A 12563-nucleotide genomic window follows, 5' to 3' on the forward strand; every position below is an offset into this window, starting at 1 on the left:
CCAGCAATGCCATCCGTTATTCGTATCACTTCTCCCCTGCTTCTGGCCTTGGCCAGCACCACTGCCCTGGCCGACGGTGACCTCATGACCCGCAGCACCATGACCGGTGACTGGGGTGGCTTGCGTCACCAGCTCGAGGAAGACGGTGTCAAGATCACCGGCGACTACAGCGGTGAAACCGCCTACAACGCCCACGGTGGCCTGCACCGTTCGGCGCGCTATTCGCAGAACCTCAAGTTCGGCGTGCAGTTCGACCTGTCGAAACTGTATGGCCTGGACAACGGCGGCAAGGTCCAGCTGACCATCAACGACCGCCGCGGCAACAGCGCCTCCGAAGACCTGGTAGGCAACCGCCTGCCGATCCAGGAAAACTACGGTGGCCTGTACACCCGCCTGACCGAACTGAGCTACGAGCGCACCCTCTTTACCCCGGCGCTCAACGTCAAGCTCGGCTACATGGCCATGGGCAACGACCTCGGCGGCCTGGACAGCGGCATCCTGTGCAACTTCATGAACGCCGGCTTCTGCGGCCACCCGCTGAACATGTCCGGTGGCAGCGGCTGGACCAACTACCCCAACGCCCACCTCGGTGTGCGCGTGAAGTACGACCTGTCACCGTCCTGGCAACTGCGCGTGGCGGCGTTCAACGTCGACCCGGAAAGCAACGGCAACTCCAGCCGCGCCTGGCACCTGGGCCCCAAGCACACCACCGGCACGGTGGTACCGGTTGAGCTGGTGTACAAGCTGCAGGGTGAACTGCCGGGTGAGTACAAGCTGGGCTACTACTACGACAGCTCCGACGTCAAACGCATCGGTAGCGACAAGGAAGTGTCCGGCCGTGGCGGCCATTACCTGCTGATCGACCAGGCGGTGTGGAACGATGCCAGCTCGCCAGGCCGCAGCTTGCATGCCTTTGGCCAGTACTCGGCATCGAGCGAAGCAGCCTCGCCGTTCACCAAGTGGTATGGCACCGGCGTCGTGTTGTACAAGCCGTTCGAAGGTCGCCCGCGTGACACCCTGTCGCTGGGCTATGGCCGCGCCGTGCCCAACCCGCGCAGCCGGGACGTATTGGAAGACGCCGCGTTCAATGCCGGGCAGCAGTTCCCGAACATCGACAGTGCCGAGCAGTTGATCGAACTGAGCTATGGCTACCAGGCTACTCCATGGCTGAACCTGCGCCCGGATGTGCAGTACATCATCGAGCCAGGTGCCTTCTCCGGTAAGGACATCGATAACGCGCTGGTGGTCGGCCTGCAGGTCAAGGCGACTTTCTGAGGCTTCGGGGCCGCTTTGCGGCCCATTCGCGGGGCAAGCCCGCTCCCACAGGTTCCAGGAGCAACAGTCCAATCTGTGGGAACGGGCTCGCCCCGCAAAGCAGCCACTGCCGTCAGCCCTGCTGGAGGTAATCCACCAGCCTCAGCAGCATTGCATCACAGCCCTGCAACTGCTCCACGCTGACAAACTCATCCGGCTTGTGCCCCTGCTCCATGCTGCCCGGGCCACACACCACGGTCGGGATACCCGCCTGATCGAACAGCCCGCCTTCCGTACCAAAGGCCACCGTGCCATAAGCCTGCGACCCACAGAGCTTGGCGACCAACCGCGCCGCCTCGCTGTCGGCTGGCGTCGCCAAGCCCGGATACGCACTGATCGGTTCCAGGCGAATGCTACTGGCCGCATTCACCTTGCGCATGCGGGGCAGCAACTCTGCTTCGGCATAGGTCTGCAGCTGGTCGGCCACCGTCTGTGCCTCGAAGCCTGGCAACGCTCGCACCTCGAAGTCAAAGGCACATTCCTCGGGCACGATGTTCAATGCCCTGCCCCCTTTGATAACACCGGTCTGTATCGTCGAAAACGGTGGGTCGAAACGCTCGTCATGCTGCTCAGGCAATGCCAGCGCATCCCCGATCTCGCCCAGTTTCCCGATCAGCCTCGCGGCATACTCGATGGCATTGACACCGTAAGGCGCATAGGCCGAATGGCATGCGGCGCCATGCACCTGGCAGCGCATGGCCAGTTTGCCCTTGTGCCCGAGCACCGGCTTGAGCTCGGTAGGCTCGCCGATCAGGCACATGCGCGGCTTGTGCGGGCGCTGTTCGAGCGCCGCAAGCATCGAGCGCACGCCCAGGCAGCCAACCTCTTCGTCATAGGAGAACGCAAGGTGCACGGGCATACGCAGCGGCTGCGCCAGAAACGCCGGCACCGCAGCCAGCACCGAGGCAATGAACCCCTTCATGTCGGCGGCGCCACGGCCATACAGCCGCCCATCGCGCTCAGTCAGTTCAAATGGATCAACCGTCCAGGCCTGGCCGTCCACCGGCACCACGTCGGTATGCCCGGACAGCACCACGCCGCCGATATCCTTGGGGCCGATCGTGGCAAACAGGTTAGCCTTGGTGCCCTCAGGGTTGTGAAACAGCTCGCTCTCTACGCCGAGCGCAGCCAGGTAATCGCGAATAAAGCCGATCAGCTGCAGGTTGGAATCGCGGCTGACCGTGGCGAAGCCGATCAGCCGGGCCAGCAAGGCGCGGCTGCTGAACTCACTCATCGCCAGGCACCCCATAGCTGGGCGCCGTGGTGGGGTCGAGGGCGCGGGTAACGTAGTCCTGCATCTGCGGGCGGTACGCCTGCCACAGGCCATCGAGTGCGCCGATCGGGTCCTGCTCAGCCCAATCGACGCGCAGGTCCACCAGCGGCCACGTCAGCTCGCCGGCAACCTTCAACGCCGCCGAGTGCACCGGCCCTGCCTCGCCACCGGCGGCCATTGCCGCGTGCATGGCTGCCAGCAAGCGGTCGGCCAAGTGCCCGCCAGCCTGCTCGAAGGCCTGCACCATGGCCTCGATCACCTGCACCGATGACAGCAGGTTACCGGCCGCCGCGCATTGCTCACCGGCCACCGCGTTGTGCACGCCCAGCGCTTCCTTACCGGTGAACAGTGCAACCTGGCCGTGGCTGTCGATCACCGTGACCTGGCGATACTCGCTCCAGCCATTGGCGCTGAGTACCCGGTCCAGCGCGGCGGCCGGGGGCAGCTGGCCCTGCTCCAGCGCATCGAGAATCTGCGGGCCTAGCGCCGGCAGGGTGATGTTCTGGGTGGACACGGCGCCGACACCCGCACGTACCCAAGGGCAACGGGCACCGACGGCAATGCTCGACGAACTGATGGCGATACCGACCTGGCCGGTTTCCTGGCAGCGACCGATGATGGAAAAGGTCATGTGTGTGCTCCTGTTGTTCTGTGCGATTGCAGGCCATGTGAACAGAACCCTCCAGTGCGCGAAACCAACATTTTCCTGTGCCTTGATAAGGAAAAAACTAAGGCGCCGAACACCCCTGAAAAACACTCGAAGAGGAGCCCAGATAATCGCTGCGAGCCTTACCTATCAAGGCCTTCGCCGTTTTATCGGCAAGTGCAAGCTAAATACTATTTTCGTGATTTGCCCAGCGTCCCTAGTCTGGCCCCAGGTAACGGCGGTCCTCCAAAACCGACCTGACAAAAACCGCCTGAACAAGGGCTCGGACATGACAATGAACAATATCGAAATCGACACCCTCGTCGTCGGCGCCGGCCAGGCCGGCGTGGCCATGAGCGAACACTTGAGCAAACTCGGCGTGCCGCACCTGGTGCTGGAGCGCAAGCGCATCGCCGAAGCCTGGCGCACTGGCCGCTGGGACTCGCTGGTCGCCAACGGCCCGGTCTGGCACGACCGCTTCCCGGGGCTTGAATTCAACCTCGACGCCGACGCGTTCGCTGGCAAGGACCAGGTTGCCGACTACTTCGAGCAGTACGTACGCAAGTACAACCTGCCAGTACGCACCGGCATCGAGGTAAAGAAGGTGGTGCGCAATGCCGACCGCCCAGGCTTCACCATCGAAACCAACGAGGGCGTGATCCGCGCCAACCGCGTGGTCGCCGCCACCGGCCCGTTCCAGCGGCCGGTCATCCCGGCCATCGCGCCGAAAGACGAGCAGCTGCACCAGATCCACTCCGCCGCCTACTTCAACCCTGAACAGCTGCCTGAAGGTGCCGTACTGGTTGTGGGTGCAGGTTCCTCAGGCGTGCAGATTGCCGAAGAGCTGATGCGCGCCGGGCGCCAGGTGTACCTGTCGGTCGGCGCCCACGATCGCCCGCCACGTGCCTACCGCAACCGGGACTTCTGCTGGTGGTTGGGTGTATTGGGCGAGTGGGATGCCGAAATCGCCAAGCCGGGCCGCGAGCATGTGACCATCGCCGTCAGCGGTGCCCGCGGAGGCCACACCGTCGACTTCCGTGCCCTTGCCCACCAAGGCATGACCCTGGTCGGCCTGACCCAGTCGTTCGAAAACGGTGTGGCGCGCTTCCAGGACAACCTGGCCGACAACATCCGCCGCGGCGACGAAAACTACCTGGCCTTGCTCGACGCCGCCGATGCCTACATCGAACGCAACGGCCTGGACCTGCCGGAAGAACCCGAAGCGCGCAAGCGCCTGCCCGACCCGGACTGTGTCAGCAACCCGCTGCGCGAACTCGACCTGGCCCAGGCCGGCGTCACCAGCATCATCTGGGCCACCGGTTACGGCGTGGACTTCAGCTGGCTGCAGGTCGATACCTTCGATGCCAACGGCAAGCCTCAGCACCAGCGTGGCGTGGCCCGCGAGCCGGGCGTGTATTTCCTCGGCCTGCCCTGGCTGTCGCGCCGTGGCTCGTCGTTCATCTGGGGCGTGTGGCACGACGCCAAGCACGTCGCCGGCCACATCGCCACCCAACGCACCTACATGGCCTACCGCGACCGCGACCAGCGCGAAGCGGATGAGCAGCAACCTACCTCGATCAGCAACGTCAGCACCCTCGGAGCCCACTGATGCCTACCCATACCCGCATTCGCATGTTCAACACCAAGGTCACCTACCCCAACCAGACCCTGGACAACGACCTGTGCCAAGCCGTGCGCGCCGGCAACACCATCTATGTGCGCGGCCAGGTTGGCACTGACTTCGAAGGGCGCCTGGTTGGCCTGGGCAACCCGCAGGCGCAGGCCGAGCAGGCGATGAAGAACGTCAAGCAACTGCTTGAAGAAGCAGGCTCGGACCTGTCGCACATCGTCAAGACCACCACCTACATCACCGACCCGCGCTTCCGTGAGCCGGTGTACAAGGAGGTGGGCAAGTGGCTCAAGGGCGTGTTCCCTATCTCCACCGGGCTGGTGGTGGCGGGGCTGGCCCAAGCTGAGTGGTTGATGGAAATCGATGTGATTGCGGTGGTGCCGGATCAAGAATGATCCGTTGAGATGGCTAGGGGCGCGTTGCGCCCCATTCGCGGGGCAAGCCCGCTCCCACAGGGGTTGCAGCTGTTCAAGCGCTGCACATACCTTGCGGGGGCGGGCTTGCCCCTCGAAGCTCTTACAGCTTGCCCAGTTCTTCCCGGCAGAATTCCACAAACAGCTGCGCCGGCTTGGTCAGCTGCACGCGCTTCAAACGCGCGGCCGCCAACCCCGACAGCGTCACCGGCTCGGCGATGTCCAGCGTCACCAGCTTCTGCCCGTCGTAGGTGAACGGCGAATGTGGCCGGGTCACCAGCAGTGAAAACCCGAAACCCTGGCCCACCATCCCGCGCACCATTTCGATCGAGGGCGAGCTGAACACAATGTTCGGCGTCAGGCCCAGCTCGTTGAACAGGCTGACGAAGTAGGTACGGCTCGGCGCCACATCCAGCAGGATCATCGGCTCCGGGCACAGGTCACGCAGCGACACCTGCGCCTGCCCGGCAAAACGGTGCTTTTCAGGCAGCAGCACGTAGGGTTTCTGCGGCGGCATCAGCGGTTCAGTCTCGATGGTGCCATCAAGGTCGTGATCGTAGAGGAATGCCAGGTCGAAGGCGCCCGCGGTCAGGCCCTGGATCAGCTCCTGCTGTTCGCCGTCGCGCAGGCGGATGTCCACGCCAGGGTAGCGCTCGCGGAAACCGGCGATCAGGCGTGGCAAGTACAAGGGCGCCACGGTCTCGAAACAACCAATGTCGATTTGCCCGGCCACGGTGTCGTTATCGGCCAGGGCGTTCTGCTCGAACTCGTGGGTCATCTGCAGCAGCGCCTTGGTCTTGGCATAGAAGCGCTTGCCGCTGGGGGTCAGCGAGACGCCCTGGGCGTGGTGGCGGATGAACAGTTGTACGCCGAAGCTTTCTTCCAGGCTCTTGATTGCCGTGGAGATCGACGGCTGAGCGATGTACAGCTGGCGCGAGGCCTCGGCCACGCTGCCGGCCTCGACGGTGGTAACGAAGTATTTGAGTTGACGCAGGGTGTAGGAAGCCACAGGCACCTCGTTGACGCCGTTCGCGGGCGCCTTGAAATTTCCTGTGACTTTACCCTGTGGCTTGACCCAGTGGGCTGCTGGGTGATGAAGGATTTGCCTATGGCTTGAGCATATTTTTCGTGATGGGCCGGCGCAGCCTGTGCCATCCATAGCTCGAGGTTGGCATAACGCAGCGGGGGGCATTGAAGTGCATGGCGAACAATGTTCGGTGTTTTCCAGATCGAGCGCCGCCCGCGGCGCTTCGCGAAGCGCTTGCCTTGGGATCTTCAGCGCCCTTGAGATCGAGCGCCGCCCGCGCGGCGCATCGCGGCTAAAGCCGCTCCTACATTTGTTGCAACGTGCCATGGCCTGATAAGCCATAGTTGTCAGCCTTGGTGGCTCGACGAGGTTTTTCGGCTGGCACTGCTGCCGCCTCACCTATCTTTAGTCATGCGCCAAGGCGGACAACCATGGCCTGACTGGAATGGCACGTTGCAACAAATGTGGGAGCGGGCTTGCCCCGCGAAGCGCCGCGCGGGCGGCGCTCGATCTCAAGGGCCCTAAAAAATCATCGGCGAACTCCGCACCGCCACCTCAATAGCTGAAGTCATGCCCCAATTGCCCCTGCATCCACGCCAGAAACCGCCGCACCCGCGGCAACTCTGCGTGCCCTCGCGGAAACACCAGGTGGTGCGCGCTCACCGGGCTGGCCTGCTCGGCGCCAAACACCGCCACCAACTGCCCACGCGCCACATAGTCCTGTGACAGCAACGAGCTTTCCAGGGCAAAACCATACCCGTGGCTTGCCGCCTCCAGGCTCATGTACGAGCGGTCGAAACTCAAGGCGAATGGCGCCTGCGGCAGCGACACACCCTGCTGGGCAAACCACTGCGGCCATTGCACCAGTGCCGACTCGGACAGAATCAGGTTTTGCCCCAGCAGGTCGGCGGGCTGCTGGATCGGCTGGCGCTCCAGCAGCGCCGGTGAGGCCAATACCGTGGTGCGCTCGTGGCGGATGGTGCGCACTTCCAGGCTCGGCCAGTTGGGGTAACCGTGGCGGATGTCCACGTCGATCTGGTGGCGGCCGAAATGCAGCGCCTCGTAGGAACAGGACAGGTTGATCTGAATGTCCGGGTGGCTGGCGCGGAACTGCTCCAGCCGCGGCAGCAGCCAGAGCAGGCCAAAGCTCGGCGCCGAATGCAGGCGCAGGCAATCGAAGCCAACGGCACTGCCGGCGCGTTCAGTGGCCGTGGCCAGGCTCTGCAAAATGCCGGACACCTCCCGCAAGTACTGGTCGCCCGCAGCCGTCAGGGTCACGCCCTTGGCTGTACGCAGAAAAAGCGGGCGGCCAATCAACGCCTCCAGGTTGGCAATCTGGTGACTGACCGCCGAAGGCGTCAGGTTCAGTTGTTCAGCGGCCCGAGCGACGTTGCCAAACCGCGCCGCCTGCTCGAAGGCCTGAATTGCTTTCAGCGGTGGTAGCTGAAGGGGCTTCTTGCCCGTGTCGTGATTCATCGAATTCCCTGGGTGAACTGGGCTGAGGCGTTGCCAGCCTACGTGGCCGACAACCGCCCCGTGCTGAATTTTTTTCAGCATAGGCTGAACCGCAATGCGTTGCCCAGTGCTGGCGCGGGTACCAAGCTGTGCTCATCGGTTCTGCCTGGAACCGCTGCTCACAACAACAATCATCCGGAGCACTGCCCATGCTACTCGAAGGCAAGATTGCAATCGTCACCGGCGCCGCCTCTGCGCGCGGTATCGGCCGCGCCACTGCCCAGGCCTTTGCCGCCCAAGGCGCCAAGGTGGCCATCCTCGACCTCGACCTGAATGCCGCGCGCGATGCCGCCGCACTGCTCGGCGAGGGCCACCTGGGCCTGGCCGCCAACGTGGCTGACGAAGCGCAGGTGCGCGACGCGGTGGCCGAGGTGCTGGCCCACTTCGGCCGCATCGATGTGCTGGTCAACAACGCGGGCATTACCCAGCCCGTGAAAACCCTGGAAATCACCGGCAAGGACTACGACCGCATCCTCGACGTCAACCTGCGTGGCACCCTGCTGATGTCCCAGGCCGTGATCCCGACGATGCGCGCCCAGCGCTCGGGTAGCATCATCTGCATGTCGTCGGTCTCGGCGCAACGTGGCGGCGGTATCTTCGGCGGCCCGCACTACAGCGCCGCCAAGGCCGCTGTGCTTGGCCTGGGCAAGGCCATGGCGCGTGAACTGGGGCCGGACAACGTGCGGGTCAACGCCATCACGCCCGGGCTGATCCACACCGACATTACCGGCGGCCTGATGCAGGACGAGCGCCGCCACGCCATCATCGAAGGCATTCCGCTGGGCCGCCTGGGCGAAGCCGGTGACGTGGCCAACGCGGCGCTGTTCCTGGCCAGCGACCTGTCCAGCTACCTGACCGGCATTACCCTGGACGTGAATGGGGGCATGCTGATCCACTAAGCGACACGGCATGATATTTCGCATCTGAGCCCCGCCACGGCGGGGCAATCGATAACAACAAGAGATCAGATCGACATGACTACACTCGTCCTCGATGCGGCGACCGCCGCGCGCAGCCATGCCTACCGCAAGACCGCCTGGCGGCTGATGCCGTTTCTCATGCTGTGCTACCTGTGTGCCTACCTCGACCGGGTCAACGTCGGCTTCGCCAAACTGCAAATGATGGACGACCTGGCGCTGTCCGAGGCGGTTTACGGCCTGGGCGCGGGCATGTTCTTCATTGGCTACTTCCTCTGCGAGGTGCCCAGCAACATCATCCTGCACAAGGTCGGCGCGCGGCGCTGGATCGCCCGCATCATGATCACCTGGGGCATCATCTCGGCGCTGTTCGCCTTCGTCGAGACAGCCTGGCAGTTCTACACCCTGCGCTTTTTCCTCGGGGTCGCCGAGGCCGGCCTGGCACCGGGCCTGCTGCTGTACCTGACGTACTGGTTCCCCTCCTATCGGCGGGCAAAGATGACCGCCCTGTGGTTCATCGCCATTCCGCTCTCGGGCATGGTCGGCGGGCCGCTGTCTGGCTGGATCATGGAGCGCTTTGCCGGCGTGCATGGCTGGGCCGGCTGGCAATGGATGTTCCTGCTGGAGGCGATCCCCACGGTGCTGGTGGGCATCCTGGTGCTGAGCTACCTGAAGGATGGGGTCGAGCAGGCGCACTGGCTCAACGATGAAGAAAAGGCGCTGGTGCGCAAGGAACTGGCCGAAGACGAGCAGCACAAGGTGCATCACGGCTCGGTGGGTGATTTCATCCGCGACCGGCGCCTGTGGCTGCTGGCAGGCATCTACTTCTGTGTGGTCATGGGCCAGTACGCCATTACTTTCTGGCTCCCGTCGCTGGTGCGCAACGCGGGCGTCAGCGAGCCCTTGCACATCGGCCTGCTGACCAGCCTGCCGTACCTCTGTGCGATCGGCGTCATGCTGCTGGCCGGCCGCAGCGGCGACCGCCACCGCGAACGCCGCTGGCACCTGGCGATCCCCATGCTTGCCGGGGCCCTGGGCCTGACCCTGGCCGCACTGTTCGCCAGCCACCTGAGCCTGTCGATCCTCAGTTTATGCCTGGCCGCCGCCGGTATTCTGTCTGCCTCGTCGCTGTTCTGGATGTTGCCGACCACCCTGTTGGGCGGTGTATCGGCAGCCGCAGGTATCGCGGCAGTCAACAGCTTCGCCAACCTGGCCGGGTTCTGCTCGCCCTTCCTGATTGGCTGGGTCACCAGCACCCTGGGCAGCAACGCCATCGGCATGTACCTGATCACCGCCGTGCTGATCTTCGGCGCCGGGCTGGTGTTCCGCATTCCGGCCAGCCTGGTCAACCGCTAACGCGTCTGCAACCACCTGTGTAATTTCCTCTGCAAGGAGTCTCACCATGAACGCCGTACCCGCTACCCCGGGTGCGCTGCCTCTGGCTGCGCGCGCCCACAACATTCGTCGCCATGCCCTGCGCATGGGCCAGGTCCAGGGCCAGGGTTACATCGGCCAGGCGCTCGGCGCTGCCGACCTGCTGGCAGTGGCCTACTTTCATGCCCTGCGCATGGACCCGGCCAACCCCGAGTGGGAGCACCGCGACCGCTTCTACCTGTCCATCGGACATTACGCCATTGCCCTGTATGCGGCGCTGATCGAGGCCGGTGTCATCCCTGAAGACGAACTGGAAACCTACGGCAGCGACGACAGCCGCTTGCCGATGTCCGGGATGGCGGCCTACACCCCCGGCATGGAAATCACCGGCGGCTCGCTCGGCCATGGCCTTGGCATCGCCGTTGGCGCATGCCTTGGGCTCAAGCGCAAAGGCTCGAGCAACTGGGTGTACAACCTGCTTTCCGACGGTGAGCTGAACGAAGGCTCGACCTGGGAAGCGGTGATGTCCGCCAGCCACCGAAAGCTCGACAACCTGATCGCCATCGTCGACGTCAACAACCAGCAGGCCGACGGCCACTCCAGCGAGATTCTCGCCTTCGAGCCGATCGTCGAGCGCTGGCAGGCGTTCGGCTGGTATGCGCAACGGGTCGACGGCAACGACCTCGATGCCTTGGTCAAGGCCTTCGACCAAGCCCGGGCGCATAGCGCTGCGCAACCGCGCGTGATCATTTGCGACACGCGCATGGGCAAGGGTGTGCCCTTCCTCGAAAACCGCGACAAGACCCACTTCATCCGTGTCGACGAACACGAATGGGACCTCGCCCTGCAAGCACTGGACGCCGGGAGCCACGCATGAACAGCCAGACCGCACCGCAAAAACGCCTGACCACTTCGGCGATGATCGCCTCGATTGCCGCCGAGGGCCAGCCAACCCGGCCGGCGCCGTTCGGCCACGCCCTGGCAGCGCTGGCCGAGCAGCGCCAGGACATCGTCGGCTTGAGCGCCGACCTGTCCAAATACACCGACTTGCACATCTTCGCCAAGGCCCACCCGGACCGCTTCTACCAGATGGGCATGGCCGAACAATTGCTGATGAGCGCTGCCGCTGGCATGGCCCGCGAAGGCTTTACCCCCTTCGCCACCACCTACGCCGTGTTTGCGTCACGGCGGGCGTACGACTTCATCTGCATGGCCATTGCCGAAGAGAACCTCAACGTCAAGATCGTCTGCGCCCTGCCCGGCCTGACCACCGGCTATGGCCCCAGCCACCAGGCCACCGATGACCTGGCGATCATGCGCGCCATGCCCAACCTGATGATCGTCGACCCTTGCGATGCGCTGGAAATCGAGCAGGCGGTGCCGGCCATCGCTGCCCACCAAGGCCCCGTGTACATGCGCCTGCTGCGCGGCAATGTGCCGTTGGTGCTGGACCGGTACGACTACCAGTTCAAGCTGGGCAAGGCACAAGTGGTGCGGGGCGGGCGCGACGTGCTGGTGATTGCCAGTGGCCTGATGACCATGCGCGCGTTGGAGGCAGCCGAGCAGCTACACAAGGATGGCGTGGACGTGTCGGTGCTGCATGTGCCGACGATCAAGCCGCTGGATGAAGCAACGATACTGGCCGAGGCGCGCAAACCGGGGCGCCTGGTGGTGACGGCGGAGAACCACTCGGTCATTGGTGGCTTGGGTGAAGCGGTGGCCGGCGTGCTGTTGCGCAATGGCGTGACGCCGACCTTCCGCCAGATCGCGCTGCCTGATGCGTTCCTCGATGCGGGGGCGCTGCCGACCTTGCATGACCGGTACGGGATTTCCACCGAGGCTGTGGCGCAGCAGATCAAGGGCTGGCTCTGATCTGCTAGCGGCAATACTGGCCTCATCGCGGGCAAGCCCGCGCCTGCACAAAGGCACCGAATCCACGTGCGGTGCGGTACCTGCAGGAGCCGGCTTGCTGGCGATGAGGCCGGGACTGACAGCTAACCCGGCTGGAGAATCAGCCCAGACCGTCTTTACTGGAAGTTAAACAGCCGCAGGAAGGTGTGCGCCTATGAAGATCGTTGTCACCAGCATCCTCGTCGACGACCAGGCCAAGGCCTTGGCTTTCTACCATTACGTGCTCGGTTTCGAGCCCAAGGACGATATACCCTTGGGCCAGCATCGCTGGCTCACCCTGACCTCCCCCCATGAACCCAACGGCGTCCAGCTGGTGCTGGAACCCGATAGCCACCCTGCGGCCAAAACCTACAAGGCAGCGCTTCGACAGGATGGCATCCCGGCGACCTCCTTCGGCGTGCGCGACATCCAGGCCGAATACACACGCTTGTGCAAGGCCGGCGTCAAATTCACCCAGCCACCCACCGACCTGGGCCCGGTAACCGTCGCGGTGTTCGACGACACCTGTGGCAACCTGATTCAGATCGCCCAGAAGCATTGACG

The 12563-nt window shown here is 64.1% G+C and carries 12 protein-coding genes; 8 read left to right on the forward strand and 4 right to left on the reverse strand.

The window, feature by feature from the left end; genetic code table 11:
• Window positions 1-6: 6 nt before the first annotated feature.
• Complete coding sequence (locus tag ACFY68_RS09275) at window positions 7-1275, forward strand: carbohydrate porin (protein WP_387525935.1); 1269 nt, start codon at window positions 7-9, stop codon at window positions 1273-1275.
• A 112-nt stretch (window positions 1276-1387) separates the two neighbouring features.
• Here ACFY68_RS09275 and argE read toward each other — a convergent pair whose 3' ends face one another.
• Both argE and ACFY68_RS09285 read right to left on the reverse strand, forming a co-directional pair.
• Window positions 1388-2548 (reverse strand): acetylornithine deacetylase, encoded by a 1161-nt coding sequence (gene argE, locus ACFY68_RS09280; protein WP_387525938.1) that lies wholly within the window; start codon window positions 2546-2548, stop codon window positions 1388-1390.
• The gene (locus ACFY68_RS09285; RefSeq protein ID WP_387525941.1) at window positions 2541-3218 is read right to left on the reverse strand and encodes a DUF1028 domain-containing protein; all 678 of its coding nucleotides are present in this window, start codon (window positions 3216-3218) and stop codon (window positions 2541-2543) included. Before ACFY68_RS09285 ends, argE begins: the two co-directional genes overlap by 8 nt.
• A gap of 304 nt (window positions 3219-3522) precedes the next feature.
• Between ACFY68_RS09285 and ACFY68_RS09290 the strand changes: the two genes are divergently transcribed.
• Both ACFY68_RS09290 and ACFY68_RS09295 read left to right on the forward strand, forming a co-directional pair.
• Window positions 3523-4842 (forward strand): flavin-containing monooxygenase, encoded by a 1320-nt coding sequence (locus ACFY68_RS09290; protein ID WP_387525944.1) that lies wholly within the window; start codon window positions 3523-3525, stop codon window positions 4840-4842.
• A complete protein-coding gene (locus ACFY68_RS09295; RefSeq protein WP_387525947.1) occupies window positions 4842-5258 on the forward strand; it encodes a RidA family protein in 417 nt (138 codons plus the stop codon). The genes ACFY68_RS09290 and ACFY68_RS09295 overlap by 1 nt, the downstream gene beginning before the upstream one ends.
• A 121-nt stretch (window positions 5259-5379) precedes the next feature.
• Here the strand turns inward: ACFY68_RS09295 and ACFY68_RS09300 are convergent, their stop codons facing one another.
• Together ACFY68_RS09300 and ACFY68_RS09305 are read right to left on the reverse strand one after the other, a co-directional pair.
• On the reverse strand, window positions 5380-6285 hold the full coding sequence (locus tag ACFY68_RS09300) for a LysR family transcriptional regulator (protein ID WP_346615825.1): 906 nt from the start codon (window positions 6283-6285) through the stop codon (window positions 5380-5382).
• 573 nt (window positions 6286-6858) lie between these two features.
• Window positions 6859-7779 (reverse strand): LysR substrate-binding domain-containing protein, encoded by a 921-nt coding sequence (locus tag ACFY68_RS09305; protein WP_346615987.1) that lies wholly within the window; start codon window positions 7777-7779, stop codon window positions 6859-6861.
• Between the two features lie 188 nt (window positions 7780-7967).
• On the opposite strand from ACFY68_RS09305, the gene ACFY68_RS09310 reads away from it, so the two are divergent.
• From ACFY68_RS09310 to ACFY68_RS09330, 5 genes are all read left to right on the forward strand, one after another.
• The gene (locus tag ACFY68_RS09310; RefSeq protein ID WP_346615988.1) at window positions 7968-8717 is read left to right on the forward strand and encodes an SDR family NAD(P)-dependent oxidoreductase; all 750 of its coding nucleotides are present in this window, start codon (window positions 7968-7970) and stop codon (window positions 8715-8717) included.
• A gap of 75 nt (window positions 8718-8792) precedes the next feature.
• Window positions 8793-10091 carry an MFS transporter gene (locus ACFY68_RS09315; RefSeq protein WP_387525952.1) on the forward strand — a complete coding sequence of 433 codons (1299 nt, stop codon included), beginning with the start codon at window positions 8793-8795 and terminating at the stop codon, window positions 10089-10091.
• 46 nt (window positions 10092-10137) lie between these two features.
• Window positions 10138-10986 carry a transketolase gene (locus ACFY68_RS09320; RefSeq protein WP_387525955.1) on the forward strand — a complete coding sequence of 283 codons (849 nt, stop codon included), beginning with the start codon at window positions 10138-10140 and terminating at the stop codon, window positions 10984-10986.
• On the forward strand, window positions 10983-11981 hold the full coding sequence (locus ACFY68_RS09325) for a transketolase family protein (protein WP_387525958.1): 999 nt from the start codon (window positions 10983-10985) through the stop codon (window positions 11979-11981). Before ACFY68_RS09320 ends, ACFY68_RS09325 begins: the two co-directional genes overlap by 4 nt.
• Window positions 11982-12174: 193 nt before the next feature.
• Window positions 12175-12561 (forward strand): VOC family protein, encoded by a 387-nt coding sequence (locus ACFY68_RS09330; RefSeq protein WP_346615992.1) that lies wholly within the window; start codon window positions 12175-12177, stop codon window positions 12559-12561.
• The last annotated feature ends 2 nt before the right edge of the window (window positions 12562-12563 follow it).

It is taken from the genome of Pseudomonas sp. NPDC012596 (genome assembly GCF_042902325.1).
In the GTDB taxonomy this organism is placed as follows: Bacteria; Pseudomonadota; Gammaproteobacteria; order Pseudomonadales; family Pseudomonadaceae; genus Aquipseudomonas.